Consider the following 24,775-nt stretch of genomic DNA (forward strand, 5'->3'; position numbering starts at 1 on the left):
GAAGAACCACCACGACGCCCAAATGGTGCCAGCGTGGCGTATGTGGCAATGAGGTGCCGCATTGGCGTCGCTGCCAACGTGGCACCAAAGTTGCGCCAACGCGGTCGTATCGCTCTCATTGGCGGTGCGCTTTTCGGGAAGTTGCGAGCAATGCTGCGGGAAGAAATCACGGACGAAGGTGAAAGACGCTGTTCGGTCGGAAGGTCAGCAGCGGCTTGTGCGCAGCCGCGTAAAGACGGACCCATACATCCCGCTCTACGAACTCGGTCGGGGCAAGGCATGGCAGATGCACGCCTAAACGTGCGAGGAAGCACTGGCGTTGGAGAGAGGAAGCAGGCACTCGGCCGAGCAGCACGGAGCTTCGGAGTTGCCACACTCTGGCGTGCCAGCATGGCCCGACCAGGATAAGTTAGCCCGGGACCCTAAGCGACAAGGAGGGTTTCTTTTCGCCCGGCATTCATACCTGGTCGGAACTTTGCGATCCATTGATCAACAGGCTCGGGCCTCCCAAACAGGAATCCCTGCAACAGCTCGCACGCACCACCGAAGAACTTTGCCTGTTCGATGGTTTCGATGCCCTCTGCAACGATGCGAAGCCGGAGCTTGTTGCAAAGCTCGATTACGGCATTGCAAACGATCGCGTCGCGCTCCCTTGACGGAGCATCGCGTACCAGCGATCGATCAAGCTTGAGTTCATGGATGGGGAGCTTGGCAAGATGAGCGAGCGAAGAATAGCCTGTTCCAAAGTCGTCCATCGACAGCGAGATGCCCAGGCTCGCTAGAGACTCAAGCCGCTCAACGACTTCGGTCACCGGTCTCTCGAAAAGACTTTCGGTGATCTCGAGAGTTAGGCGCGCTGGTGCCAGATTGTGGCGATTCAGTGAGTCGCTGACCGTCCGGACAAAGTCAGGTCCAAGAAGGTGGCGTGGGCTGATGTTGACCGAAATGCGTGAGGGGTGCTGATGCCTAGAAAGAACGCTGCAGCTGCTCTCTAGGACCCATTGCTCAAGCTCTCCCATTAGCCCAAAGGTCTCCGCAACTGGAATGAACGCAGCTGGCGCAAGGATGCCGTGCTCAGGGTGGGCCCACCGGACGAGGGCCTCGGCGGCCGAGACCGCGCCGCCCGCATCCACCTGGCCTTGAAGGAATAGGCGGAGCTCACCACTTCTTATCCCGCGGGCAAGGTCGCCGGCGAGTGCGGGGCCAGAAGCGAGCGGTGGGAGAACCTTGGACAGGTGCATAGGATCCTCATGCCGGGCAGGAGCTCGCCATCAGTGGGCAAACTTGCCGTTTGTTTGTTGCGTACCAATTGACTGATAGCGTGAATTTTATATTTGTTACGCCAAAAATGAAAAACCCCGTGCACTTCGCAGTGGCACGGGGTTTTGATACGAGCTATTTGCTCTTCGCGGCCCTTAGGCGCGGTCTTTTCTCACATGCTCGATGAACACCGAAGCGAGCCCAGAAATCTCGGTCCACGGGAATCGGCATGGTGGTCAAGCAGTCCAGGTTTACAAAGGCACCGTGGTGCTCGATTTCACCTTTCGTGAACAGGTTCCAGAGTATGGAGCTGGCCGCAAGTGCCATCGCCGGGTTGATGAACAACGCCTGCTTCTGCAGTGCCTCTGCGAGGGAGCACGACGGCGTTTCATCCTCCATGTGGTCCTGGCCACTGTCGATCAGTGCAGGAAACATCTCGCCCACGTGGGGTAGCCTCGTTGGGTCTGGTTCCGTTCGCCGGCGCCCCTGAACTTCCCCCAGCAAGATCTGGCCGTCGGAGGATCTGTTGCCCATGTCGAGGTAGTACGTGTGATCGCGCCTTGAGTTTTCGATGGCTGACAGGATCGCTCGGCGCGCGGTCCGGTTGTCCACCGCGCCTATGACCATGTCGAAGTTTGAGAAGCCCTCAGAGTCGTCGCTGACGCGATCCACTATCGCTGTCCACGAGACCTGCGCTGCCATGTTTGCCCGATTGATCAGCGTGAAAGCCTTGTAGCTTCCAACGTCGCACGGGTAGAAGGCCTGACGGCCCACATTGGATGGTGACACTACGTCGTCGTCGATCAACGTGACGTGGAGCCCTCCAGGATGGCCAAGAGCAACCATGGCCCGATGAAGGTTCATCAGGTTCTCCAGCATCCTCGATCCAGTTCCTCCAGCGCCCACGAGCGCTACTTTCACCTGCTTCTGGGCGAGCCTTCCATTCAGTTGGTGCTTCATTGCGGTGCCCCTTCGATGATCTGGCCCAACTGGAACGATCCATCGGAATCGAGCTTGAGCTTGTAGTGCAAGCCCGCCACGCAGAGGCGCATTGCCACTGAGACCGTTGTGTCCAAGTCGCCAAAAACCGCTGAGACCTTCACGCTCCCGGCGTCGTCCAGGTCATCGATTGACGAGAATCCTGCAGGAAGGCGCCCGTGGCTGTGGATGTCCACGACCGCGATCTCGCCGGGCTCCAGTACCGGATTGCGATAGTCGACTCGGGTAGGTGAGGCGCTGAGCGCGTCTCTCATCGCGAGCCGCCAACTGTCAGTCGATGGGGCCCAGACAAACAGGGCTGCGCACTCATTCGGCATGGCCTGGCGAGCTTGCTCGGCAAACGCTTGCCAAATGGCGATCGGCGGGAACGAGCATTTCCACTCGACCATGGGCTTCAGAGGCCCATAGGGCAGGTGGATATCCGAGACTGCGACCCGGTGGCGCAGAGCCAGCCAATCGCTGCTCAAATCCTGCCACAAACCGTCGCTGGCCACTGCGTAGCTGACCGGAACATCGTCCTGAAAGGGGAGGGTGCATTCGGTGGTGGCCACGCGCAGTGGAAACGCTTGCTGGATCATTGAATCCATACTCATCAAAACTCTCCTTCTGGTCGTTCGAGACCTGCCAGGCGATCGCGTGTGTTCACTTCGATCAGGTCACCCACCGTGAGGCGAACTGCAGCGAGGCGACTCGTAGGGAAACGCCGGGTTGGCTTTTCCACCTGCGACTTCCAGAACGCCGCGGGATCGAGGCCTTTGACAAGGCGGTCCTTCTGGCTGAAGTTCGGGTGCGTGAACGACGAGCCAAAGAACATGTCTTCCCACGCCTTCGGCTCGAATGCACGCTCCGCAGTGGGTGTACTTGCGTTCCCCAGACAGACCTGGCCGCTGCCCCAGACGTTGAAGAATGGCGCTTGGAAGAGCTGTGTCTCAGGGGTTGGGCGTCCGGCACACTTCACTGCATAGAGATGCAGGTGTTGCGCATCGATGGTCATCCATACCAGGGCGGGGACTGGGCAAATCGCATGTCCATCGAAGGACGCCTTGGAAGTGGACGACTTCTTGAAGAACATCGAGCGGTGCCCTGGCGGTGTCCACCAGACGAGCCGGTCGGCACCCTCCGCGAGCCGCGTGTCTTCGATCCAGTGGACGGGCTTTCTGACAGCCTGCTTATGCGCAAGCTGTGCGTAGATCAATCCCAGATCCTTTTCGGTCATCAGCCTTCCAGGCGTCACCTCAGGGCGCTCGCGAATGACCGCCACTTCATGCACGGTCGCGTAGTCGAAGACGTCACACACGCTATCGTGGGAAGTCCTTCCTCCGTAGAGCAGGATGGCGCCCTTGAGTAGCGATACCGGTGCACTGCTTTGTGCGCTTACTCCCATCATTTGGAATCCTCCTTAAAAAATGACATGAACCTGCCGAGGCACGAGTGGAGGTCGATGAATGCCTTGAGGGCACGCACTCCGGCCCTCATCGCCTTGGGGTCCTCCGTTGATATCCGCCAGGTCCTGAAGGAATCGCGGTACTCGCTCTCCTGAAGCCACCGTTCGGAGTGCTCGACGACTTCCATGCAAACCTCGGGCGTATCCCAGACCACAAAACATGTGGATCCGAGTGCGTCAAGGCCTTCCATTTCGTGACCTTCGGGAACATCTCCGTGGCTCTGGTCCCACTCGCCAAGGCGATGTCGTTTGCTCGCGTTGCAGAGGTCCAGGCCTGCGGCGACAACGGATTGGATCTCCGGGTCGGAGCAGGCCTTGAGCACTTCTTTTGCCTCTTTCAGGGTCATGCGTCGGGGACGATGCTGAGAGGCGCCTTCCTTGACGCCATACATCCAGCCGTGACCCCCGGCCGCTGTGGCAAAGTGTGATGGCCATACTCCTGAAAACTGTTCCTGCAGCTCAGCCACAGTGCCATTGACAGCTTGGTTTTCCCGTATGAACTCGGCGGCACCTTCGTCAGAGTCGCCGTCAAACCAACCGGCGAAGTACGCCGCGTGGCGCTGGAAGCTGAATGAGTACATGGGATAGCAAAATCCGGCATCCTCGATCAGGAACCAGGCCCACCATCCCAAGCCAGCTCGGTAGGCGTTGAGCTTCTCGATCATTGGCTTGAGGCGGAATAGTGGAATGACAGATTCGGGCGTGACCTCGACATGAACAAGCTCTGGATGGGCTTCGATGGACAACTGCATTGGGAGTACGTTGTCCGAGTCGCCATTCGCGCGCAGGTAGGTGCTCCATTGCTGGGTGATCGTCACCTGTAGATCTGTGAAGTTCTCACCTACAACCGGGACTCCGGCGGAATTGGCGGCGAGGATGAACTTGGCCAAAGACGAATTCGCCTTGCTTGCCCCGTCCTGTACCCGTAGGGGTACAAGTGGAGACAAGCTAGGCAGGCACCAAGCGCCCAAGAAGGGCGCTTGGCTCAACCCCACCTGCTGAACGCCGAACTCGGCAGAGGCAGGGGATTCGAGCTTTGACGAGAGTTCACCACCTGCTGGAGGGGGATTGAACATTTCGTGCTTTCATTTACTGATTGGGGATCTGCCTGGGCCAACGGGTCGGCCGAGGCATTCGAGAAGTGACCACCCGTTGCGATTGCTTGGATGGCCTTCAGATGCGCGCTCATCCCTTGCTGCCAACAGCGCGTTGGAAGTTGTAGGTAGCGACGCCAGCCTTTGTGCTGGGTCCCTCTACAACTGCAGTGAGCAGCTCGGGGAACTGGTTCGCGAAGAAGATGCGGATCTGGTCGGGGTCCTTGCCAGGAGCAGGGTCCGCCAGGGTCATCCCGTTGTAGGTGAACTTGCGTGTGAGGACGGTGGATTGCAATGCCATATTCCCTCCTCAAAGTGTGAAAGGAACCTGCTGCGACTCACCGGCGGGGCCAGGCGAGTCGTTTCCTTCGCCACCCTCGGCGGGTTCTTCTTCCTGGAGCGCTGGCGTCGATTTGCCTGGCTTCGATTTGTTCGATGCCGCGGCCGACTTGTCTTTCGCCTGGGCCACAGCCGCAGCCGCTTGCTCCTGAATGCCCTCGAGCTGCTCTTTGAGCGTCCCGTTGACTGTGCAGTACTCGCTGATGACAGAGGCAAAGTCGGCATCGAGCTCGGTGGGCGTTGCCACAAAGCTCTTGGCCAACAGCGGAGTTCCGGACTTGCCCGCGTCTGGGAAGACGTTTACCTCGAGTTTTCCTGCGCCGGCGTCGGTCACCTTGAGGGTGATCGCGACGCCCTTGGTTGCCAGATGGTGGAGATTCTGAAAAAGCATGTTTTACCTCGTTGAAAATGCCGCGGGATGCGGCTTCAGCGGTACTTGCCCATCAGAGGGTGGTAACCAAGAAAAAGGCCCTGCCCCCGGAGAAGGGGCAGGGCCGTTTGGGTACTGGTTCAGTGGGACAGGATCGTCAATCGTCGCTTGGAGCGATGGTCCAGTCCCACACGCCGGCGCCGATGGCGTAGACCGTCTTTCGCGTGCCATGCACGCTGATCTCTTGTGCCGGGTATGCCTTGGCTCCTGGGGTGCCTGCACCGATCACGAAGGCATCGGTCTCGGCGTCGTAAGTGAGGTCGTCAACGATGTTGAGAAGGTAGTTCCCGACGGGCCTCTCCATGTACGGTATCCGGTCATTGCCCATGTAGGCAGGGACAGCGAGGCGCAGCCAATTCGTATCCACTCTAACCGGCCAATACACCGGGCCGGCAAACGAAACGTATTGCGCAAGGAACGTTTCGCGAAGCGTGATGCTGCTGTTGTGGCTGCCAGGCGCGCGATACCGCACGACTTCGCCTGTCTCAGAGACCACCTCGACCACGTGCCGGCTTGCGTTCTCGAAGAACCCGACTAGCGGCTTCCCATCGTCCTGACGCACGTCATTCACAAGGCGCGTACGCTCGAACGACAGTGATAGCACGGGGGTGTCGCCGTCCTGCGGCAGCGCGATGAGGACCAGATGGTCCTGCTCATAGTTGACGATGGTGGAGCCCAGTTCTGCGTGCCGGACCAGCAGGCGGCCCTGATCTTCTTTGGGTTGGATTTCGAGCTTCAGGCCAGGAGCCCAATTGATCTCGGCGGGCTGGGAGATCTTCTCGCGCAACGCGGCAATGCGTTCTTCGATGTCGCGGATTTCCTTCTTGATGTCTTCGTGGTTCATTGCACGGTCCTTTGCTTCGGGGTTGCACCGCGGGTTCGCGGCTTCGGCCGTACTTGTTCAGGACCGTGAAATAACAAATCAATCTGCTTGATTTGCTCCGGTTCGGTATCCGTAGGTGGGACTGCTGCTTTTAGGCAAAAAAAAGCCCGGCAATGCCGGGCGGTAGTAAGCGACTCTCGACCGACTACGGGGTCCGCCAGCCGAAGGAGTCATAGCGGGCGTCTACACCTGCAAAAGTAGCATCGTACAAAGGAGCGTTGCTCTCGATCGCACCGCCATTGTCTTCAGCGCGAAATGCGTTGGTATGCTCGTCCGTATGGGGGGACCGCATCGAGAGACCCGCGGACTCTTGATCACGAATCAATTGTTCATTGGCGGACACGGGGGCCTCATCCCGTCCAAACACGACCGCAAGACCGAATCCGGCCGCAACAACAGCAAGCGACGCGTAGATCGTCAAAGTATTCAGACCCATCCCGAAAACCGAAGTTTCGGGCGCGTACCGCCAGCCCAAATACATGCCAACGCACCCCAGGCCCATTAGCAGCTTAATAATTGCGTTCATTTTATTCTCCGCATTCTTCTAATCACTAGTAGGCATTTTCCTATAATAGCTCGAATTAGTCAAGTGTTTGTTACGCATTTGTTGTGCATACTCCTCGCTGGAGGCGCGCACTAGGATCAAGGCCAGGACCAGATCACGCCGACGGGATGAAAGGCTCTTGCTGGGTACCTATGAAGCTGCCTTCCGGGAAATGCGTCAATTTCGCTTCTTTTTCGCGGGGGATTTGAAGCATCCGCTCGTCGAGAATCGGTGCCTTCGGCATTCAAGTTATGGGAGAAACCATGTGGACATTCGACGGATCGATGGAGGATTTTCGGGCGCTGCGCCTGAAAGGAAACCAAATTGACCGCGGCGCTTTTGTGGTGCTGCTTATTTTCGAGACCGGGGCGCGTGAACTTCGTTCGAGTATTGAGCCCAACCGGCAGCTGCGCAAGTGGGCGGGCTCTTCGGAGAAGTCGGTCATTCGACTGTTTGCTGCGGGCGAGTTCCGCTCGCCCGAGCGGGTGTGTAGGGAGGCACTTCCCACCTTGGACGCTCTTGCTGCTGCGAACGATGATCTGGTGGTCGGACAGATGCGCCAGGTGCTTGCATCCTCCCGGTATCTACTGTCCGGGTCCAAAGACCCAGCCGACGGGACCGCATAGTTGAGACGCGACAAAGAAAAAGGGCTGCCGGATGGGCAGCCCTTTGAATAGGTGGTTAGCGACGCTACTAGCAGACCGTTCGCACCTCTAACCGGACGTTGCGCCACAAGGGCGCTTCTCGAATCGAAGTATAACACTGCGATGCCATTCTGTTCAAGCGTCAACGTTTCGTCTGTGGAAAGCGCTCTCTCAGCTGCTCGCCTCGGATCTTACCAATCCCTCGTCGTCGGAGCCACGCCACGCGCTGTCGTGGGCGCCTATCTCTGGGGACTCGAACTCAACACCGCATTCTCGCCCGTTCTAAGCATGGTGGAGGTAGTGCTTAGGAACAGTGTGCATAGGGCTGCCAGCGCCATGGTCGGGAAGCCAGATTGGTACTCTGACGTCCTCAAGAGTTCAGGCGATGAGGAGTGGAAGCGCAAGGTAGCCCGCAACCCCGCCCTCGCTACCGACTTCTACAGGAAGGGCGTCGCCCCGCATCACAAAAAGTCCAGGACGACGAACGGCCGGAAGGTCACGCTTCGGCACTGGCGCTCACAGGCGGAGAGCAGTTTCGAAGAAATCACTTCCCGGCTCGCGAAGTCCAACGTTCAACAGGCGCCGGATCAGATCGTCGCGCATGCCATGTTTGGTTTCTGGTTGCATCTGTTGGGCCCATCTTTCGAGGCTGCCGCGAGTCCGTTGGCACTGTGGCCGAGTTGTACGGCCCAGGTCTTTGGAGGGGACCCGACGATGACTCGATCACGAGCCCATGCACTGCTCGTGGACATCAAGGGCTTGCGGAATCGAGTGTCGCACCAGGAGCCTGCATGGAGGCTGGGCAGACCTCTCACCCCGGCCGGCGTCCATGCGACGCTGTCAACAAGGGTTTCGGACATGCGACAGTTGCTGCGCGCAATGGAACCAGCGGTCGATCGATTGCTAGAAAACGCCGGGACATTTGATCGCTTGCGGTGGCTACTGGACCCAGCCACCATTGCGACATACGCGGGGGCCACTAAACCCGGTGCCGTCGACATGCGTAAGCTTTCGAGGACTGTGCGCAAGTTTGCCGAGCGGGCGAGTCGCACGGTGGGCGTGGCCAATCCCATCGTGACTCACGCTGTCACAGTCCAGCATGCGGGAAAAACAATGATGGCCATTGTTCCAAACTACTAGTTGTGAGTCTGGGCTTGGCGCGCCGAGCAAGGACGTCAAGAGAGGCCCAGATCGGGCTTAAGTCTGGTCGCAGCCAGGCTCACCTCACTCTCATCGCCAGGTAGGTATCCAAGCGCCTCTGCAGCTGCTAGCACGCGCACAGGCGGGTAGCCGAATTGGTCGGCCGTGATGTCTACAACAAACTGACGCTGTCCATCCAACACGGCCTCTACCCAGTAATGTCCTTGCCAGCGGCCTTGGACGTCCATTGCGCCCAGCCCAAGAGCACCGTTGCCGCCCCGAACGCATGCCTTTGCCAAGGTGAACCGATGCAGTATCTCGACCAGAAGCACCGCTGCGTGGAGGCAGCTCCCGGCACTTGTTGCGCAGTCTGTGCCATCCCGGGCCAAGCCCGGCTCAAAGGCCTTGCGAGTGATCTCGGCGCAGGAGATTAGGTCTTCAAGCGACGCCATCGCAGCAATGTACCTAGGCGCGCATGGACAAGAAAAACCCCCGGTGGCAATGCCAACCGGGGGTAGGGGAATAGGGCGTCGTGCGCCGGCGCCTAAAAGCGCATCATCTTGGGAACCAGGCCCCGGTACTCGAAATCCTTGATGCCTAGAACGGCATCGACGAACTCCTTCTTGGAACCATTGCGTGCTTTCACATAGCCATCGCCGAGCTTCTCCTTCAAGCCCAGCTCGATGGCCACGGCGTCAACCTCGTTCTTCGTCAGAAGAGTGAGGAATTCGCTGTTGAGCTTCCAGTACTGAGTTAGATCGGTCTCGATGGCCTTCAAGAGCCCGCGGATGTTGTCCACGGACATGCTGGTTGAGACATGGGCGGCAATCAGGTCCACAGCAATGCGCAGGTGCCCAGGTTCGATCTCCGTGAAGAGCTTGTAGGCCTCGGGTAGCTTCATCAGCTTGGCAGAGCCCGCGATGGTCATCCCATCCTCGCCTGCAGCCTCCTTGATCGCGTCCAGCAGCGAGTGCGAATCCAGCGAGGATGGCTGGGTGATGCAGATCGCCAGCAGTACCTGCCGATTCTGCGATGTCGGTAGCTTCGGCACGGCCTTGCGAAACACAGTCCGCCAGATCTTCTCCCGATAGTCCTGCACGGCCCGGCTTGGCTCTGCACTCGCTCCAGCCTGCTTCTTGGTAGAAGCCGCTGCAGAGGCCTTGCTAGCTGGAGCGCCGCCCGGCTTGCTGATCCCCGCCTTCGTGCCTGTTCCCTGAGCCTTCGCGGGCCCGTTGGCCGTCGTTTTCTCTGCCTCGGCCGCCTCCCTTTCCTTTTTTCTGGCATCGACGTGTTGAGAATTGCATGGTACGTTCATGCACAGGTTCTTGAACACCTTGCCGAGCTTGTCCGGAGCGGCAGAAACCGCAGCACCAAAATGCTCGCAGGTCCTGCAGGCCAAGGCCTGTTCCGCGCCCACACCCTTCGGGCCATCCGCGTGCAGCGGAATGACAGTCAGGTTCTCACCCGGGCGCACAATCCGCACCACCTGAAACTCTTCCTTGAGGCTGTCGGCAGTGGCCTGCAGCTGCTTATCCGTCTTCTTGTCGAAGCACTGCTTGTTGGTGCACCTGCCATCGGAGATGGCCACGCCGAAAAGCGCAGACTGGCGAGAGCTGTTGTGATGGCACGGGCCGCAGTCCGACTTGTCGAAGATGGCCTTATCCAGGAGCAGCGAAGCAGACTCCAGATAGGCCCGCAACTCCACCACCGTCCACATCTTCTCCTGCTTGAGAAGGTGATCCAGCGCGGAATCCTGGGTCTCCTTACGGCAGGCCGCCAGCAACTCAGCATGGCCGAGGTTCAGGACTTTGTGCTGCAGAGCGTCACGTACCTTCTCCGAGGCGTTCATGAGCGCGAGCCGCTTCTCAAGTGTGGGCAGTGACCAGCCCATCCGTTTTGCCGCCTCGGGGCGGTCGCCCTTGCAATCTGCAAGTGTCTTGGCTGCGCCTTCCGCCTCCTCGACCGGAGTCATTGGCTCACGCTCAATGTTCTCAGTCAGCGCAGCGGCGTTCGCGAAGGCTTGGTCGCCTTTGCGTACCAGCGCTGGCATGAGGCCCTCAGGGCCATACACGGCGCCGAAGGCTCGATGGCGGCGTCCACCAGCGACGAGCTCATAGCGGCCATCCGCAAGCTCTCGCAGGAGCACAGGGGTGTGAAGGCCTTGGGCACGAATCGACGCTTCGAGCGACCGTTGTCGGTCCGGATCGAAATGCTTGCGCGGATTGTCCCCGAGGACAATGTCCGCCCACTTCACCTTCATCAGTTCGCCCTCGGGCGCCGCTGGGACTTCTATCGTGTTTTCCATGGGTAACCTTTCAAAAAACCAGCTGCGGGATGCAGCTACCTGGTCTTTTGATCGGCGCCGCAGGATAACGACCGCCCGACCAGGCGCTGGGGGGATCTCATGACCTTTGGACTTGAAGGGAGGACGCTTGGGTCAGCGACCGATGCATAAAGAAAAAACCCAGGTCACCGATGAGGTGACGCTGGGTTTTGGGGATGTGCTCAAGCAAGGATGCGGGGTTGGAAGAATCCCAAGGCAACCTCGGCCAGGTCGAGCGAAGGCTCTGCAAAGGGCTTGTAGCTCGCGGTTCGCCCGGCGCTGGATGGACCGCTTCCATGCTGCGCTGGTAGGCGAAGCTCAGTGATCTCGAATGTGGCCAGCTTGTAGCCGCGGCGCGGATCGATCTTGCACGTGAATGCGCAGGAACGGCGAAGCAGCTGGTTGAGCTCGACCTGATCGCGGAAGGCGCCTCGTTCGACTTGCATGGTGCAGTTGTGCGAACACTCGGGAAGCAGGCTCATCTTGTTGAGCTTCTTGAACTTGTCTTCGTCGGACAGCTGCAGTAGCCCAGGAATGGATCCGCCGTTGCCTTCGTAGAACTGGTCCGCGAGGTTTTTGAGGATGAAGGTGACTTTCATGATTTTCTCCAGGGGGAAGGTGCGTGGAACGCGTTGTTTGAGACCGCGGCGCGGTCCTTCACCATGGATTGAGCGTTGCCACCAGATAACGCCAGCAGGGCTCTGAGATTTGTTGCGATTGTCTGTATTGCACAATACAATTGTTACGTGCTCCATTCCACATGAGCGCCAAGCTGTTCCAAACCATGCCCTCATATCGCCCGTCCACGCGAGAGTTTGAAAGCCCAACCTCGGAGACCTATTCAGAGCTGCAGGCGGCCTACGACTTCTTCAACGCAGAGCTTTTCGCGGGCGAGCTGCCGCCGTGCCTCATAACGCTGCAGCGAGAAAAGCGAAGCTACGGGTACTTCTCGGCGGAGCGGTTTCAACGGGCGGATGGAACGCGCACGGACGAGATCGCGATGAACCCCACTTACTTTGCGACGCTGCCTCTGGTCGAGATCCTCCAGACGCTGTGCCACGAGATGGTGCACCTGTGGCAGCACCACAAGGGAAACCCTGGGCGCGCCCGGTACCACAACATGGAGTGGGGGCAAAAGATGAAATCGATCGGCCTTATGCCCTCCGACACCGGCCAGCCAGGCGGAAAAGTGGTCGGAGATTGTATGGCCGACTATCCCATTGCGGGTGGCCCTTTCGTGGCCGCATGCGAGAAGCTGCTGACCCGGGACTTTCAGATCTCGTGGCACGACAGGTTCCCTTCCGCGCGCGTCGTACTGACCAGCCAGCAGAGCTATGGCCTGTCGATGGACTTGCCGGTGGCGCTGCTCGCCGTTGCCGGGGTGCAGGCGGCCGTGGCGTTGGGAGAATCCCCGGAGCACGCGGGGCAGGATAGGCCGCAAGAGGCACTGCGTCCCAACAAGAGCCTTCGTGATAAGTACCAATGCGCATGCCGGACCAACGTGTGGGGAAAGCCCGGGCTCAAGATCCGCTGTGAAGGATGCGGCCAGCTCTTCGAAGTCGTGTCGCCCTGAGCCGAGGCCGGCGCAGCAGAAATGAAAAAGCGGCCCCGATGAAGGGGCCGCTGTGAGAGGATGACCTAGAACAGTGCGAGTTGCTCAAGGCGCTGGTTGACCACGTATTGCGTGGCCGACTCTGGGATGGGCGTGGGTGCGGGAGGCACCGACACCTCCTGTGGCGAAGACACGAGGTCTTCGGTAGCGGGCATGCTGAGGACCTCGCGCATTGCGCGGACTGCTTTTGGAAAGTAGAGACGCTTGTCCCATCCTCCCAAAACGTGCGCTGGAGTGACCCAATGCGCCCACTCTGTCATCGCCAGCGAGTTGCCGTGAATGACGATGGCGGGCACATGGAGGAGAGAGAGCTGGACGTAGGCCATGTGGACGGCGGTCGAGTCGATATCCTGCAGCGTGGCGTGCAAGTAGTGCTGGTAGTTCACGTCCTGATCGAGCATTGCCTCGGCAAAGGCGATGACCATGCCCCCGGCTCCGCAAGCGGGTTCATTGAGGGCGATGTGATCCTGCTGCTTGATCTGTTCCTTCACATCGCCTGCTGTCATGCGGGCCATGAGGCTTGAGACGGGGTAGGGGGTGAAGAACTGGCCCTTGCCGCGTTCGCCAAGCTCGAGCGACATGAACAGGTCTCCGAGTGCATCGCACATCCCGAGACTCAGCCACTCGACGAGCACCGCAAGCGCCTGGCAAAACCGCGTGATTTCCTCTGGTTGGTACTTTGCAACGATCTCAAGGTACCGTTTCTCGCGGGCATCTCGGTGGATGGGATCCACGGCGTTGCTGAAAGAGAGTGCAGAGACTTCGCAGAAGTCGGAGAAGACTGTGTCCAGTCGGTGCGTCCGGGCATTGGCGCGCAGGAGGTCGCCCATGTCTTTTGCGTGAGAGCGGGGCCCTGAAACGAGTTTGTGAGGTTTTTTGGAGGAGGACATAACTTCGGGAATGGGATGGAAAAAAGGCCACAACCGAATGGCTGTGGCCTTTTGGGAATCGCGCCCGAATGGGGATCGGTGGCGCAACGTGAAAGCTGGTCGTGATCGCTAGAGAAGCCCTTGGAAGCCCTCAAGCCATTCAGGGCCCAGCTGGTTTCGGATCTGACGAAGCAGGGAACCGTCGGGTATCGATTCGTCCTGGCCAGAAGCCCAGGCGACCGACAGCGCGGCTTTCCATTCCTGACCATGCTTGGCGGCGAAGCGCTCCAGGGCCTGGAGCTGGGCAGCCGACAATTCGTCGCCTAGAGTCGCGGGCGGCTGGAAGGGCTCCGCGTGCGTCTTCAGTTCGTCCGCGAGGGTGTTCCACTCGGTCGTTTTGCATGCCGGTGCATCCGGCACAGGCCAACACACGGGCGAGAAATGAGCATCTGGCCGTGGGTAGATCAGCAGCGCGTCTGGTCCGGCGGGCTCGCCGGCAGAGGGGAAGACTTGGAACGGATAGCGAGCACGGCCGTCTGTGGTGCAGACGGGCAGGCTGCCGTGCCCTTTGGAGATGAGCTCCAGCGTCACTGCGTGGAGGTCGAAGACGGTCAAAGTGTGGAGTCGGGGAGTGATCGTAGAGGGCATGTGGAAATCTCGTGCGTGAAGAAAAAAAAGGCCACAACCATGAGGTCGTGGCCTTTGCTGGAGGTGCCGACTCGAAAGTCAGAACCTGAAGTCCTTACCAGGGACCGTCGTCGTGGTTGTCGTCGGCAGGAGGTGTCGAGTTGCCGTTCGAACCCGAACCCTTCCCTGCAGGTTGTGTAGGGGCGGAATTGCCGGATGGCTTGCTGCTTGGGAGCAGCTTCATGACGTTCGAGATGATCTCGTGCACGTACACGGTGTGGCCGTCCTTCTCGTAGGAACGAACACGAGGCGATCCAAGAATGAAGACGGGCGCGCCCTTCTTCAGGTGCTTTGCAGCAGTTTCGGCGTCGCGCCCGAGGACAACGACGTTGTGCCAGAAGGTTTTCTCTTCGCCTTGAATGAACTCGGATGTAGCCATCCGGAAGTTCACGACAGTTTTGCCTTCACGCGTGGTGCGTGATTCGGGGTCCGCGCCGAGGTAGCCGAGGAGGATAGTTGCAGAATACATGGTGAATTCCTATGAGGTGAGAGTGGGTTGAGAAGTCTCGCGAGCGGCGAGTACATCCTCATTTGTTGCGGTGTCGGAGATAACAAGGCCCGGGAGCTGCAGCTGCTTCGCGTGTGCCGCTGGCGCCGGTGTCGTCGCGGGTGGTGCTGGGCCCTCGAGTCGCGCAATGGCCTCAGCAACGATGAGCTCTCTCACCCGCCTGGAGAACCCGCTCTCGCGGGCCGGTGGGCGCCCGGCGTTGTAGCTGTCCTGGAGCTCGGCATCGACGCGACGAACCGCGAGGTAGAGCCACTCGTTGAACGCCGCATGGGTCTTCCAGATGCAGAGGGCCAGGCGGACGATGGTCTCGTCCAGGCTGATGGAGGTGCGGAAGGAATCATGACGTCGCACGCGGACCACGACGATGCCGCGGGCGTCTGGCACCAGGGATGTGTTGCTCATGGCTGGGGTTCGGGAGTGATTGCGAGCAACAATTTACCACCGAGGTAACAAAAAACAAAACGCGAGCATTTCTGAAGCCGCGCAAATGGTTGCGCCAGCGATCAGCCCGGCTGTGCCGGGAAGGTCTGGCCCAGCGAAGCTGGGCTTCCGGGACTCGAGAGATCGTGGCAACGGGTTACCTAAGCGGCCGCCCGGCTTCGCCGGGCGGGCTGGAACCCGCAGGACCGTGGCTCGCAGTTCGGGCTTGGATAACGGGTTGCACCGGAAACGTGAGCCCGGCCTACCGGCCGGGCGGGAGGCCGGTTCGATGGAAACTGAGCCCTGGGACGAGCGAGCGGGTAACGGGTTACCAAAAGTGGCGCCCGGCAGCGCCGGGCGCGGTACGACCTCCACCAGTCGCGCCACCTCCCATTGTCGAGCGAGGTTTGGGTTGCCTAGGCCGCAGGATGCGTAACGGGTTACCCGGTCGAGTGTGCCCGGCTGTGCCGGGCAGAGTCGACGAAGGAGTGATGCCGCGATTCTCCGGCTTGGCGGATCACATGAACCCAGTGCAACTCAGAACGTAGTGCAACAGGTTACCCCGGAAAGGGAAGGGGAGCTCCCGCAGGGAAAAAAGACAATCGAAAAGCACAACAAGGGAGCATTACTGCGAAGTTTTGTCCAATGAGTTGGACAAGAATGGAGCAAGGGGGGAAGAAGAGTGGAGAAATGCGAAGAGTAGAAACGAGAGCGAGAGGCAGAGCGAGGAGGAGAGAGAAGGCGAGAAATCGAGAGCATTACAGCGATGGAATCGCTGTGGGGAGGGAGAAGCGAGAAGCGGGAGATTCGCGACAGGCGAGGGAAGGCGATGTGCGAGAAATGGCGCCATTCGAATCAGGCGCAACACTTCGAGTAGAGACGCACCACTGAGGGTGGTGGTGCGGATACACCGGGGCACGTGAACTGCGATAACTCACGCGGAGGAGGGGAGGGGAGTATCGAGATCTTCGAACCGCCAAACGACCTTGGGATGAAATCGACGGTCCACGTCGTATCCCGCAACCTGCAGGTTCTGCACGATAGCCTCGTGGATCACCAGAAGATCAGCGGAGGTGTCATCGGCGCGGCCTTCGTTCTTGGAACTGGACAGTTTTGATACTCGGCTGATTCTATTGAGGCACTCGATTATCGACTCACGCTCGGCGGTAAGGGATTTGAAGTTGAGGATCACATCCGTCACGAGTTGCCGGTTGGGAAAATCTACTAGTCCAGCACCCACCATGTCCGGATGAAATCGAGTGACAGTCCGGGTGTAGCTGCGACCTGTGCCCGTCGAGAACCAGCGCACCAGGGCTGGAGTATTGGGACGACCATCGTGCTTCCGATACCAGCGAATATCGAGCTTCCCGTGCATGGGAGGCTGGCCAATCCTCAGGAGAAGCGCCGAATAGTCGATAAGCTCATCGATTTTGTGAAGCCGATCAAAGAGCCCAGCGATTCCCACGCCAAGTTCTGTGTTTTTAAGCTCGGCCCACTGCGAGTCGCGGCGACTGCCAGGAGACGCGCCAGGATCAGGAAGGCGGAATCGGCCATTGGGAGAACTGAAAACCATTGAATGCTCTCAAACTTTTGATATCCGGGCTGGGCCGCGCTCCAGCGGCACAGCTGCCCCGTTGCGAGGACGTAACAATTCTAGAACATCAGCACCGTGCAGAAATCGTGCATGCGTATTGACACGCGCCACGCCTCTGGAGCACGTGCGGCTCCGGCGAAATCGGGCCCATGATTCCGATGCCTTGCGGCCACTACTCGCGAGTGGCTAAGGGCCTGGAAGCATGCAAGACTAGGCGCGGGGTGTCTCGACCGAGACTAGCGGGAGCATGTGGCGACCCCTAATAAGTTATGTAAGCGGGCCAGGACGCGGGTAGCTCAGTCGGCACCGAGTGCGGACAGGTCGCGGGGTGTAGGCCGGTAACAAATCTTTTTGGTGCTGCTACAATGCGCCCGTATCAAAAAAAGGAATGTTGCCGTGCCAAAGCTCATCAAGGAAGTGTGCGGAGCCATCGTCAGTGGTGCTTTGATCGTTTGGGTCGGGGCGATGTTGCTCACGAATGATCCCTGTGAGCGACTTTCTCGATTCGACTGGCTTCCGGCCGCTGTCGTGCACGCCACGATATTCGTCGCCGAACCGTTCGTATCAAAGGGGACTGCCGTCGGGATAGGCGACTCCTTGAATGTCGTGCGAAACGGCTTGAATGGAATTTTTGCAAAAGTTGTACTCAGAAAGTCAACTGAGGAACTGAAGTGCAGCGCGCAGAAACCCTCGAATACTGCGCAAGAGGGTTTGAAGGCTGAACCCGAGCGCCCGTCATCTGGCAACAAGAAGATCCCAGAAATAGAGGAAGCTCGAGAACTCTTGAATAGTCTCAAGCACGAGGCTTCGAAGGAAGAAGTTCCGGCTTCCAAGTGAAATACGCTCACAATCCATTTTTCCAACCCGAGGTAATCGAATGAAACGAGTATTTGCGCTGCTATCTATTGCGGCTTCCATGTCGGTTTTTGCTAGCCCGAAAGAGGATGCCATCCTTGCCAAGATGAAGGAGATTACCAAGTCTCCGGGGATCTCTGTCCAGGCCACGCCCTTTCCAGACCTGTTTGAAGTGCACCTTGGGGGTGGAAACATTGTTTACACGAATCCAACGGTGGACTATGTGATGCTCGGTAATCTCATCGACCCGAGTACTCAAAAGAATCTCACGGACGAGCGCCGTTCGGAATTGAACAAGGTTGATTTCAAATCGCTGCCGCTGGAGCGCGCGATTAAGACGGTGAAGGGGAACGGGCAGGCCAAGATTGCTGTCTTTGAAGACCCCAATTGTGGATTCTGCAAACGGTTGCATTCAGAGCTCAAGAAAGTAGATAACGTAACCGTCTATACCTTCTTGATGCCAGTGCTTGGCGCCGACTCGGTTTCCAAGGCGCGTGGAATATGGTGCGCCCCGAATAGAGCCAAGGCCTGGTCCGACATTATGAGTGGGGGGCCAATTCCTGGTTCGAATTCTTCCTGTGACTCTTCGGTGGTCGATAAGAACCTGGAACTCGGCAATACCTTGGGAATTCAAGGCACTCCCACTATCTTTCTGGCAGACGGCCGGCGCCTTCCCGGATTTGTTACTGCCGATGAGTTGAACAAGAACATCGCCTCTGTGAAGTAGCAATAGCCTTCTCCTCCCCCATTTGGCCCGTTCGACGGGCCTTTTTTTCGCCTGAAGCGCAGGATTGGCGCCAGCGTGGGCGCGGAGAAGACCCATTGCTAGTGCTGGGGGCCAATATGGCGCCACCGCTGTTGGCTTGCTTGGTGCTGACTGCCAGCCGGGCGCAGATTTGGCGTCAAAAGAGCGTAACAATGTCGCCAGGTGGCAAAAAACATTTATAATTTGATGCGCAACATTTGTTATCACTACTGGAAAGCTATCTCATGACCTGTCCCGTGATTGGATTTGACCTTGGCCACTCTGCTTGCAAACTGACATTCGACGCTCCCGTTGGTGTGCGTCGCATGTTGTTCCCTTCCATCGCCTGCCTGGCCCAGCCAATCTCGAGTCCCGCAGAGGCAGAGAGGGCGAAGGCGGAAACGGTTGAAGTTGGCGGGCGGGATTGGTTTGTGGGTGACACGGCGCGGCATCAGGGGAAAGCGGCCACCGCGTCGGGCCTGAACGATCGTTGGGTGGAAACTGACGAGTTCGCCGCCCTTGTTGAACTTGCCAAGCGTCGGATCGAAGCGGCCGGGGTCAAGGGCCAGCAGTTCTGGATCGTTGGACTACCGGTGGGATCGTATGTCCCTCATCGCGACGCCGTCGGGAAGCGGATGACCTCGATCCTTGGTCAGGATGCGCGGGTTCTGGTCATGCAGCAGCCGGACGCTGCCTACTTTGCGCACATCTACACACGGCAGGGCGGGCTGCGCCCAGGTGTCAGCCCTACGAACGAGTCTTGGGCGGTAGTAGACGTGGGCTACTTCACCACGGATTTCGTACTGTATGAGAACGGTCGCTACATCGAGTCCTGCTCCGGCCGATACGAGGGCGTGCGGGTGGTGGCGGAAACCGTGATGCGCGCGCTCGAAGCCCGGGGCATCAAGCGCACGCTTATCGACATCGAGCGCATCTTGCCCGTTGGGAAGCTCCGCCACATGGGCGAGGAGGTGGACGTCTCCATGGAGATCGACGATGCCTTCGCTCAATTGTTCTCCAACATCTTTGACCAGGCGTCACGCCTGCTCGGTGATCGTGTTGAGCTGCTTTCTGGGGTGCTGGTCGCGGGTGGCTCTGCCTCGGCACTAGCGACACGCATGAAAGCTGTGTGGCGTCACACGCGTCTTGTGAGCGACGATCACCAGGAGGACTGTGCAGCCCTTCATGGGTCGCGCTTCATCATCAGCGAGGGCTACTACCGCTATGGCAAGGCCAAGCAGTACCTCGAAGGTATGAATCTGGCCACTGCGGGGTGAACATGGCGAACTGGATCAGAGACAGCGAACCCCTGGAGTCCATACGCGTTTCCTTCCGGGCGGACCCGTACCGGGACCAGGCGGTGCATCAAGCACTGTCGAAGCTGCCGTTCCGTGCGGGCGGCGCGTTCGTGCGATTCGCTACCGCCCAGGCGATCGCTGCGGGCCTGGTGAATGTGGACGACTTTCTCCGCGGACTAGCGCCTCAACGGGCACCCCGCGCTGTACGCCCCTCCACCCAAGTGGCACCGCCGATGCCTGCCGATGCTCAACGCGTCCCGCAGCCACCAGGCGCGCAGCGCGAGGTTCCTGAGGCGAAGCGCCCGACGACGGATGCTGAGTTGGACGCCCTTCGCGCCACTACGCGCTTCTAGAGGGGGTGATTCATGGTGAATTTGATTCTGTCTGCGCTGCTGGTGTGCTTTGGCGCCCAAGCCTTCGCCAATCCGATTGGCGACGTGGAAGGAACGGTCGTGGGCGTGGTGGACGGGGACACGTTGGATGTTTCGACCGGCACCGTGGCGTACCGCGTGCGTCTCGCGGCGATTGACGCGCCCGAACGATCGCAGGCGTTCGGTCAACGAGCCAAGCAGGAGCTCGCGGCGATGGTGCACGGCCGACGTGTCTCGCTGCGTTGCAGCAAGCAGGAGCGAAGGCCCGAAGGGCAACGAAGTCGCGAGATCTGCACGGTGTTCAGCGGCGGCATGGACATCAACTTGTCGCTGGTATCCCTGGGCTGGGCCTGGCACTACAAGGCCTACGCACGGGAGCAGTCAAGCGCAGACCGGAATGCCTATGAGGCAGCTGAGGCCTCAGCACGCGCAAGTGCCCGGGGCCTGTGGGGGGACCGAAATGTTGTGGCTCCGTGGGCCTATCGGCGTGATCTGAGTAAAGGAGTACGGGAATGAAGTCAGTGGAGGAACTCAAGCGGAATGTGCTGCCGGCGCTGTTCGCGGACTCATCCAGGGTCGCGGAGTACGGAGACGGCGCATCGGGCAAGGAGGCTCTGCAGGCGCTCTCCGACTTGATGGAGCGGGGTGCAGTCTCGCGGCTGGCGGAGGCGATCGAGGCGATCGTGAACAAGCTCTCCGACGCTGATCCCAAGCAAATTGCCAAGGCTCCTAACTGGCTCGACAAACTGCTGGGCCGCCATGTGGAGCGTCGCGTCCGGTACGACGTGGCGAGAAAGTCTCTGGATGAGCTTATCCAGGCGGCAGCTGGCATTGAGCAATCGGTGCGGGACACCTTGCGGATGGTCGACCAGAGCCTGTCGACCCACGAAGTAGAGACAGCACGCCTTGACGATCTCATCCGCGCCGGCCAGGAGTACCTGGACGAGAACCCCCAGGCGGGGATGGCAGCTGCTGGACAGCTGGAGTTTGACAAGCCGCGCGAGCGATTTGCCAGAAAGCTGGCGAACCTCGCTACCTTGCGCGCTTCCCACGCCATGTCGTTCATGCAGATGAAGCTCACGCGGGCTCAGGCGGTGGACATGCTGGATCGATTCGCTGAAACCAAGAGCGTGCTCGTGCCCGTTTGGCGTCAGCACACGCTGGCCCTGATCACCTCGAAGCACATGGATCCGGCCATGGTTGGCGAGGCTGCGAAGGCTCACACGGCGCTCATGCGAAGCCTCTCGAAGAGCCTTGAAGGCGTCAAGTAATACCCCAGGAGATCAACATGAAAAGTTCCATTGCTACCCGCCCAGGAAACTCCCTCGTGACACTCGACGAAGGCGAGCTGCGCAAGCTCGGTCTCACGGCCGCCGACCAGGCCGAGATCTCCCAGGTTGCGATGCGCATCCAGCCAGAAAACCCGCTCACCGTCTCAGAGTTCGGTCGGGACGTCGGCGAGCACACTTCTCGCTATGCGGACAGCTTGCTGGACCAGGTGCGAAACCGTGACCTCGACGTCGCCGGCGAGAAGCTCTCCGCTGTAGTGCATGTCGCCAAGCGGATGAACCTCGGGGTGCTCTCGGACAAGCGCTCTCGCCTGCCTATCGTGGGTCCCTTGGTTGACCGGATTCGCCTGCGCTCTGGCCGCATCATGGGGGAATTCGACAGCACCCGCCAGCAGATCGATAGCCTTGTGCGGGAAGTGGAAGCAACGCAATCCGGTATTCGCGAGCGGAACGCGGGGCTGGAGGATATGCACGTCGGAGTCCGGGAAGAGCACCGCCTCCTCGGTATCCATGTCGCAGCGGGGAAGATGCGGCTTGCCGAGGTCCGGGCGCAACTCGTCCAGTTGCGAGAAGGTGGCCAGGGGGATATCCAGGCTGCGCACGAGGTCGCGGACCTCGAAACGGTGGCCACCAATCTGGAGAAGCGGATCAACGACCTGATGGTGCTGCAGCACTCCGCCCTGCAGAGCCTGCCAATGATTCGGCTGATTCAGTCGAACAACCAGATGCTTGCGGACAAGTTCCACACGGTCCGGGAGATCACTGTACCCGCCTGGAAGCGCCAGTTCATGCTGAAGCTGACGCTCAATGAGCAGCGCAATGCGGTGGAGCTCGCGGACACCATCGACAACACGACAAATGACCTGCTCAAGCGCAATGCTGCCCTGCTGCACCGCAACTCCGTCGAGACAGCAAAAGCGAATCAGCGCTTGGTCATCGATGTGGACACGCTGCGCGAGGTTCAGACCACGTTGATCAAGTCGGTCGAAGACGTCATCCGCATTCACCACGAAGGGATCCAGAGCTTCCGGCAGGCCGAAGCACAGATAGAGAGCATGCGAAGCGACCTGCAAGCCAAGTTGTCGCGTACACCGGCGGCGGGGACAGTTTCTTACCAGGAGGCGGCATGAGATCGAGTGCTTCCGTTGATGCCAAGCTCGCCGTATCGGAGCTTGTGAGCCGCCGCGAACGATGGGCACTGGGCCAGACGCGGGCGACCTGGATAGTGCTCGGGATGCTGGCGGTCACCGTGTGCGCCGCGGTGCTCGTTGGCCAGGTTGGTCCCCAGTCGGCGATATCCGAGATTCAGGTCCCCGAGTCCCTTGGAACTGCCCTCAGAATGGCTGGGAGCGGTGGTACAGGGCACAGTCCCGAATTAGCAGCGGTCTTCGAGCAGCTGGATGGCTTTGCCAGCGGGTATATGGTTAAGGCGCTCGCAGTAGCAATGCTGCTAACAGGCCTCGCGGTGGGGGTAACCAAACAGTCGATCATGGCCCCAATCGTTGGCATATCGACAGCATGTACGCTGGCACTCATGCCGTCGATCCTCGACTCTATGGGAGGGGATTCCAAAGGCCGTTCGCTGGCCGTCATCGCGCAAGAAGCCATTGAACGGCACGATGCCGTAGGTCTTCGCTCCATCGTTGCAGATCTGGACCGAGCCGTGCAGCTGGAGGGTGAATTCGTACTTGCCCAGATGGGCCCTCGGAAGGGGGAGCAACCGCGTCAGTCGCAGGCAAAAGCGGTACTGGCGAAGCTCGCTGGGCAGAAAGCGTTCCAGCCGAGGGCTGATGTTCTGTATGCCCTAGAGAAGAGTGCTTATGGTGCGGCCCAATCGGACAGCGCCAAAACCTACTCAACCGAGCGGGAAGGGCGCGTGGCAATTGCTCATACGGCTGCCTGGGCCCTGGCAACAATGACAGCGACGGCAACTGCCGCCCTGGGCGCGTGGCTCCTAGTCAGCTTCCTGATTGCCCGTCGGATCCGGCGCATCCGCGAGTTGCTCGCTGCAGACTGATTGTTGAAACCCTGTACTTCCACCACTGAAAGGAAAATCATGAATCTCCAACGTACTCAAGTATTCACCGGAATGGCGGCGATCGCGCTGTTGATTGTCGTGTTCGAGGTGATCCCAATGCCTGCCAAGGTGATCGAGTTCAAGTGGCTCACTGCCGTACTGGCCGGGCTGCTCCTCGTGATGACCACTGCGATAGAGCTGACACAGCGCAAGGCCAGAGAGGAGTTTGCTGCCTCGGTTGAAGTGGCGGTTGGCATCCGCCGGTCCAAATGGGGGGTTCTCAAGCGGATCGACGTGATGTTCGTCGTCTTCATGGCAGTGCTGCCCTTCGTGCTGATCGCCAACTATCTGGGCATTTCGCATGAGTCTGTTGCGGAGAAGCTTGGGATATCGCCTCTCTTGCTGGCCATCTTCGCGATCGCCGTGACTGGAGGTAGCATTTGGGGCGTGGTGCGCGGACTCGGCTGGAAAGTCTCGCGGCCAGGAATGGAAGAATCGAATCAGGCGAAAGGGGTCTAAGCATGGAAACACTGTTGGAAGCGTCTTTCCGCGAGCTCGGCCGCGGCAACGCAGAACGTGCGCTTGAGCTGGTAGAAGCTTCCAACAGGTTTGTTGACCTGGTGGACTCGTTCTACCCCCGGGCAAAGCCGTACGTTCCCGTGAGCGCCATGTCCAGCGTGCTGGCCCTTGAGTCCTATCTGCTGGTGAGCGTCGAGGACGTCTTCGCGCAGCTGCCGCAGGACGCTGAAGTGATCGAGATGCGCGGCTTGCTCCTGCTGCGCGAACCTATGGTGCCTTTGAGTTCCACCATCAACTAGCTGGATTTGGCCCCAAGAATCTACATCACGAAGGGACAGGTTCAGTTTCGCTCGGGCAAAAAAAAAGAGGACACATAGTGTCCTCTTTTGCTATTTCGCCAGTAAATCAGTTGCTGGTCGAAGGGTTCATGGCGCGAAGATAATCCATCTGACCTTGAACCACATAAAGTGCAGCCAAAGCAATATCGCCTTGACGCTTGTCACCACGCACGGAAGCGCGCTCAACCGCAGCCCAATAGGACCTGAAGAGTTTATTGAGGACGTAAAGGTCCTTCTGAGAAGAGACTTCTTGAAAAGTCTTAGCGACGACAGTGTCAGTGCCCGGAAAGTTCCGAGCGATAGACATGTTCCAGGCGCGTTGAGCTTGGTCAGCGGCTACAGACGTGTTGTCGATTGCGAACGTGTTCATGGGAACTCTCCGGATAGTTGAAGGAGCCTCGGGGGAGGCGGATTGGTTTACGGTCCTTCTTGTCACCAGAAAAGTGATAACCAAGGGGGTGGGCGTCGTATCGATGAAACGAAGGCCTGCCCTGAATGCTGGGTTGATGGTTTTGCCGCGCCTAATCGCACATCCCCAGGTCGGGCGGATTGG

The 24,775-nt window shown here is 59.3% G+C and carries 28 protein-coding genes; 11 read left to right on the forward strand and 17 right to left on the reverse strand.

Annotated features, from left to right (window positions below; translation table 11 throughout):
* Positions 1-422: 422 nt before the first annotated feature.
* From ACQ4MJ_RS25410 to ACQ4MJ_RS25450, 9 genes are all read right to left on the reverse strand, one after another.
* Positions 423-1,241: an EAL domain-containing protein gene (locus ACQ4MJ_RS25410; protein WP_431153317.1), complete on the reverse strand. Its 819-nt coding sequence runs from the start codon at positions 1,239-1,241 to the stop codon at positions 423-425.
* Between the two features lie 154 nt (positions 1,242-1,395).
* Positions 1,396-2,220 (reverse strand): PRTRC system ThiF family protein, encoded by an 825-nt coding sequence (locus ACQ4MJ_RS25415; protein WP_431153315.1) that lies wholly within the window; start codon positions 2,218-2,220, stop codon positions 1,396-1,398.
* The gene (locus ACQ4MJ_RS25420; RefSeq protein WP_431153314.1) at positions 2,217-2,852 is read right to left on the reverse strand and encodes a PRTRC system protein A; all 636 of its coding nucleotides are present in this window, start codon (positions 2,850-2,852) and stop codon (positions 2,217-2,219) included. The genes ACQ4MJ_RS25415 and ACQ4MJ_RS25420 overlap by 4 nt, the downstream gene beginning before the upstream one ends.
* Entirely contained in the window at positions 2,852-3,646 is a 795-nt protein-coding gene (locus ACQ4MJ_RS25425) for a PRTRC system protein B (protein WP_431153313.1), read from the reverse strand. The genes ACQ4MJ_RS25420 and ACQ4MJ_RS25425 overlap by 1 nt, the downstream gene beginning before the upstream one ends.
* Entirely contained in the window at positions 3,643-4,779 is a 1,137-nt protein-coding gene (locus ACQ4MJ_RS25430) for a PRTRC system protein F (protein ID WP_431153312.1), read from the reverse strand. The genes ACQ4MJ_RS25425 and ACQ4MJ_RS25430 overlap by 4 nt, the downstream gene beginning before the upstream one ends.
* Before the next feature lie 109 nt (positions 4,780-4,888).
* Positions 4,889-5,098 carry a PRTRC system protein C gene (locus tag ACQ4MJ_RS25435; protein ID WP_055397623.1) on the reverse strand — a complete coding sequence of 70 codons (210 nt, stop codon included), beginning with the start codon at positions 5,096-5,098 and terminating at the stop codon, positions 4,889-4,891.
* Positions 5,099-5,107: 9 nt separating this feature from the next.
* Complete coding sequence (locus tag ACQ4MJ_RS25440) at positions 5,108-5,527, reverse strand: PRTRC system protein E (protein WP_055397625.1); 420 nt, start codon at positions 5,525-5,527, stop codon at positions 5,108-5,110.
* Positions 5,528-5,663: 136 nt separating this feature from the next.
* Positions 5,664-6,410 carry a hypothetical protein gene (locus ACQ4MJ_RS25445; protein ID WP_431153311.1) on the reverse strand — a complete coding sequence of 249 codons (747 nt, stop codon included), beginning with the start codon at positions 6,408-6,410 and terminating at the stop codon, positions 5,664-5,666.
* Between the two features lie 184 nt (positions 6,411-6,594).
* Positions 6,595-6,975 carry a hypothetical protein gene (locus tag ACQ4MJ_RS25450; protein ID WP_431153310.1) on the reverse strand — a complete coding sequence of 127 codons (381 nt, stop codon included), beginning with the start codon at positions 6,973-6,975 and terminating at the stop codon, positions 6,595-6,597.
* Positions 6,976-7,256: 281 nt separating this feature from the next.
* Here ACQ4MJ_RS25450 and ACQ4MJ_RS25455 point away from each other — a divergent pair, with 281 nt between their 5' ends.
* On the forward strand, positions 7,257-7,619 hold the full coding sequence (locus ACQ4MJ_RS25455; protein ID WP_291470265.1) for a hypothetical protein: 363 nt from the start codon (positions 7,257-7,259) through the stop codon (positions 7,617-7,619).
* Positions 7,620-9,321: 1,702 nt separating this feature from the next.
* On the opposite strand, the gene ACQ4MJ_RS25460 is transcribed toward ACQ4MJ_RS25455, so the two are convergent.
* Both ACQ4MJ_RS25460 and ACQ4MJ_RS25465 read right to left on the reverse strand, forming a co-directional pair.
* The gene (locus ACQ4MJ_RS25460) at positions 9,322-11,082 is read right to left on the reverse strand and encodes a PRTRC system ParB family protein (RefSeq protein WP_431153428.1); all 1,761 of its coding nucleotides are present in this window, start codon (positions 11,080-11,082) and stop codon (positions 9,322-9,324) included.
* 200 nt (positions 11,083-11,282) lie between these two features.
* Positions 11,283-11,699, reverse strand: a complete 417-nt coding sequence (locus ACQ4MJ_RS25465; protein ID WP_431153427.1) for a hypothetical protein — start codon at positions 11,697-11,699, stop codon at positions 11,283-11,285.
* 161 nt (positions 11,700-11,860) lie between these two features.
* Between ACQ4MJ_RS25465 and ACQ4MJ_RS25470 the strand changes: the two genes are divergently transcribed.
* Complete coding sequence (locus tag ACQ4MJ_RS25470; protein ID WP_431153426.1) at positions 11,861-12,673, forward strand: SprT-like domain-containing protein; 813 nt, start codon at positions 11,861-11,863, stop codon at positions 12,671-12,673.
* Between the two features lie 65 nt (positions 12,674-12,738).
* Here the strand turns inward: ACQ4MJ_RS25470 and ACQ4MJ_RS25475 are convergent, their stop codons facing one another.
* The 5 genes from ACQ4MJ_RS25475 to ACQ4MJ_RS25495 form a co-directional block, all read right to left on the reverse strand.
* Positions 12,739-13,542, reverse strand: coding sequence for an N-6 DNA methylase (locus ACQ4MJ_RS25475; RefSeq protein WP_431153425.1), 804 nt, complete (start codon positions 13,540-13,542; stop codon positions 12,739-12,741).
* 168 nt (positions 13,543-13,710) lie between these two features.
* Positions 13,711-14,196 (reverse strand): hypothetical protein, encoded by a 486-nt coding sequence (locus tag ACQ4MJ_RS25480; protein WP_431153424.1) that lies wholly within the window; start codon positions 14,194-14,196, stop codon positions 13,711-13,713.
* A gap of 127 nt (positions 14,197-14,323) precedes the next feature.
* Positions 14,324-14,737: a single-stranded DNA-binding protein gene (locus tag ACQ4MJ_RS25485; RefSeq protein ID WP_431153423.1), complete on the reverse strand. Its 414-nt coding sequence runs from the start codon at positions 14,735-14,737 to the stop codon at positions 14,324-14,326.
* 9 nt (positions 14,738-14,746) lie between these two features.
* Positions 14,747-15,178: a hypothetical protein gene (locus ACQ4MJ_RS25490; protein WP_431153422.1), complete on the reverse strand. Its 432-nt coding sequence runs from the start codon at positions 15,176-15,178 to the stop codon at positions 14,747-14,749.
* A 952-nt stretch (positions 15,179-16,130) separates the two neighbouring features.
* On the reverse strand, positions 16,131-16,769 hold the full coding sequence (locus ACQ4MJ_RS25495; RefSeq protein ID WP_431153421.1) for a hypothetical protein: 639 nt from the start codon (positions 16,767-16,769) through the stop codon (positions 16,131-16,133).
* Between the two features lie 417 nt (positions 16,770-17,186).
* Here ACQ4MJ_RS25495 and ACQ4MJ_RS25500 point away from each other — a divergent pair, with 417 nt between their 5' ends.
* From ACQ4MJ_RS25500 to ACQ4MJ_RS25540, 9 genes are all read left to right on the forward strand, one after another.
* A complete protein-coding gene (locus tag ACQ4MJ_RS25500) occupies positions 17,187-17,627 on the forward strand; it encodes a hypothetical protein (protein ID WP_431153420.1) in 441 nt (146 codons plus the stop codon).
* A 40-nt stretch (positions 17,628-17,667) separates the two neighbouring features.
* Positions 17,668-18,372 carry a DsbC family protein gene (locus tag ACQ4MJ_RS25505; protein ID WP_431153419.1) on the forward strand — a complete coding sequence of 235 codons (705 nt, stop codon included), beginning with the start codon at positions 17,668-17,670 and terminating at the stop codon, positions 18,370-18,372.
* Positions 18,373-18,635: 263 nt separating this feature from the next.
* The gene (locus tag ACQ4MJ_RS25510) at positions 18,636-19,667 is read left to right on the forward strand and encodes a hypothetical protein (protein WP_431153417.1); all 1,032 of its coding nucleotides are present in this window, start codon (positions 18,636-18,638) and stop codon (positions 19,665-19,667) included.
* A 386-nt stretch (positions 19,668-20,053) separates the two neighbouring features.
* A complete protein-coding gene (locus ACQ4MJ_RS25515) occupies positions 20,054-20,575 on the forward strand; it encodes a thermonuclease family protein (protein WP_431153416.1) in 522 nt (173 codons plus the stop codon).
* The gene (locus ACQ4MJ_RS25520; RefSeq protein ID WP_431153415.1) at positions 20,572-21,330 is read left to right on the forward strand and encodes a toxic anion resistance protein; all 759 of its coding nucleotides are present in this window, start codon (positions 20,572-20,574) and stop codon (positions 21,328-21,330) included. Before ACQ4MJ_RS25515 ends, ACQ4MJ_RS25520 begins: the two co-directional genes overlap by 4 nt.
* 17 nt (positions 21,331-21,347) lie before the next feature.
* The gene (locus tag ACQ4MJ_RS25525; protein WP_431153414.1) at positions 21,348-22,478 is read left to right on the forward strand and encodes a toxic anion resistance protein; all 1,131 of its coding nucleotides are present in this window, start codon (positions 21,348-21,350) and stop codon (positions 22,476-22,478) included.
* Positions 22,475-23,365, forward strand: coding sequence for a TraA family conjugative transfer protein (traA, locus tag ACQ4MJ_RS25530; RefSeq protein ID WP_431153413.1), 891 nt, complete (start codon positions 22,475-22,477; stop codon positions 23,363-23,365). Before ACQ4MJ_RS25525 ends, traA begins: the two co-directional genes overlap by 4 nt.
* 39 nt (positions 23,366-23,404) lie before the next feature.
* On the forward strand, positions 23,405-23,884 hold the full coding sequence (locus tag ACQ4MJ_RS25535) for a hypothetical protein (protein WP_431153412.1): 480 nt from the start codon (positions 23,405-23,407) through the stop codon (positions 23,882-23,884).
* Positions 23,885-23,886: 2 nt separating this feature from the next.
* Complete coding sequence (locus ACQ4MJ_RS25540) at positions 23,887-24,183, forward strand: hypothetical protein (protein ID WP_431153411.1); 297 nt, start codon at positions 23,887-23,889, stop codon at positions 24,181-24,183.
* A gap of 106 nt (positions 24,184-24,289) precedes the next feature.
* Here ACQ4MJ_RS25540 and ACQ4MJ_RS25545 read toward each other — a convergent pair whose 3' ends face one another.
* The gene (locus ACQ4MJ_RS25545; RefSeq protein ID WP_431153410.1) at positions 24,290-24,592 is read right to left on the reverse strand and encodes a hypothetical protein; all 303 of its coding nucleotides are present in this window, start codon (positions 24,590-24,592) and stop codon (positions 24,290-24,292) included.
* Positions 24,593-24,775: the final 183 nt, after the last annotated feature.

The organism is Acidovorax facilis (genome assembly GCF_050626955.1).
In the GTDB taxonomy this organism is placed as follows: domain Bacteria; phylum Pseudomonadota; class Gammaproteobacteria; order Burkholderiales; family Burkholderiaceae_C; genus Acidovorax; species Acidovorax facilis.

Bases quoted from the DNA above. Each gene is read 5' to 3' on its own strand.
- ACQ4MJ_RS25475 (WP_431153425.1), bottom strand. From the start codon at position 13,542: ATGGGCGACCTCCTGCGCGCCAATGCCCGGACGCACCGACTGGACACA.
- ACQ4MJ_RS25520 (WP_431153415.1), top strand. From the start codon at position 20,572: ATGAAGTCAGTGGAGGAACTCAAGCGGAATGTGCTGCCGGCGCTGTTC.
- ACQ4MJ_RS25485 (WP_431153423.1), bottom strand. From the start codon at position 14,737: ATGTATTCTGCAACTATCCTCCTCGGCTACCTCGGCGCGGACCCCGAA.
- ACQ4MJ_RS25410 (WP_431153317.1), bottom strand. From the start codon at position 1,241: ATGCACCTGTCCAAGGTTCTCCCACCGCTCGCTTCTGGCCCCGCACTC.
- ACQ4MJ_RS25415 (WP_431153315.1), bottom strand. From the start codon at position 2,220: ATGAAGCACCAACTGAATGGAAGGCTCGCCCAGAAGCAGGTGAAAGTA.
- ACQ4MJ_RS25460 (WP_431153428.1), bottom strand. From the start codon at position 11,082: ATGGAAAACACGATAGAAGTCCCAGCGGCGCCCGAGGGCGAACTGATG.
- ACQ4MJ_RS25440 (WP_055397625.1), bottom strand. From the start codon at position 5,527: ATGCTTTTTCAGAATCTCCACCATCTGGCAACCAAGGGCGTCGCGATC.
- ACQ4MJ_RS25465 (WP_431153427.1), bottom strand. From the start codon at position 11,699: ATGAAAGTCACCTTCATCCTCAAAAACCTCGCGGACCAGTTCTACGAA.
- ACQ4MJ_RS25455 (WP_291470265.1), top strand. From the start codon at position 7,257: ATGTGGACATTCGACGGATCGATGGAGGATTTTCGGGCGCTGCGCCTG.
- ACQ4MJ_RS25495 (WP_431153421.1), bottom strand. From the start codon at position 16,769: ATGGTTTTCAGTTCTCCCAATGGCCGATTCCGCCTTCCTGATCCTGGC.
- ACQ4MJ_RS25470 (WP_431153426.1), top strand. From the start codon at position 11,861: ATGAGCGCCAAGCTGTTCCAAACCATGCCCTCATATCGCCCGTCCACG.
- ACQ4MJ_RS25505 (WP_431153419.1), top strand. From the start codon at position 17,668: ATGAAACGAGTATTTGCGCTGCTATCTATTGCGGCTTCCATGTCGGTT.
- traA (WP_431153413.1), top strand. From the start codon at position 22,475: ATGAGATCGAGTGCTTCCGTTGATGCCAAGCTCGCCGTATCGGAGCTT.
- ACQ4MJ_RS25450 (WP_431153310.1), bottom strand. From the start codon at position 6,975: ATGAACGCAATTATTAAGCTGCTAATGGGCCTGGGGTGCGTTGGCATG.
- ACQ4MJ_RS25510 (WP_431153417.1), top strand. From the start codon at position 18,636: ATGACCTGTCCCGTGATTGGATTTGACCTTGGCCACTCTGCTTGCAAA.
- ACQ4MJ_RS25525 (WP_431153414.1), top strand. From the start codon at position 21,348: ATGAAAAGTTCCATTGCTACCCGCCCAGGAAACTCCCTCGTGACACTC.
- ACQ4MJ_RS25535 (WP_431153412.1), top strand. From the start codon at position 23,405: ATGAATCTCCAACGTACTCAAGTATTCACCGGAATGGCGGCGATCGCG.
- ACQ4MJ_RS25430 (WP_431153312.1), bottom strand. From the start codon at position 4,779: ATGTTCAATCCCCCTCCAGCAGGTGGTGAACTCTCGTCAAAGCTCGAA.
- ACQ4MJ_RS25540 (WP_431153411.1), top strand. From the start codon at position 23,887: ATGGAAACACTGTTGGAAGCGTCTTTCCGCGAGCTCGGCCGCGGCAAC.
- ACQ4MJ_RS25420 (WP_431153314.1), bottom strand. From the start codon at position 2,852: ATGAGTATGGATTCAATGATCCAGCAAGCGTTTCCACTGCGCGTGGCC.
- ACQ4MJ_RS25490 (WP_431153422.1), bottom strand. From the start codon at position 15,178: ATGAGCAACACATCCCTGGTGCCAGACGCCCGCGGCATCGTCGTGGTC.
- ACQ4MJ_RS25435 (WP_055397623.1), bottom strand. From the start codon at position 5,098: ATGGCATTGCAATCCACCGTCCTCACACGCAAGTTCACCTACAACGGG.
- ACQ4MJ_RS25445 (WP_431153311.1), bottom strand. From the start codon at position 6,410: ATGAACCACGAAGACATCAAGAAGGAAATCCGCGACATCGAAGAACGC.
- ACQ4MJ_RS25425 (WP_431153313.1), bottom strand. From the start codon at position 3,646: ATGATGGGAGTAAGCGCACAAAGCAGTGCACCGGTATCGCTACTCAAG.
- ACQ4MJ_RS25515 (WP_431153416.1), top strand. From the start codon at position 20,054: ATGGTGAATTTGATTCTGTCTGCGCTGCTGGTGTGCTTTGGCGCCCAA.
- ACQ4MJ_RS25545 (WP_431153410.1), bottom strand. From the start codon at position 24,592: ATGAACACGTTCGCAATCGACAACACGTCTGTAGCCGCTGACCAAGCT.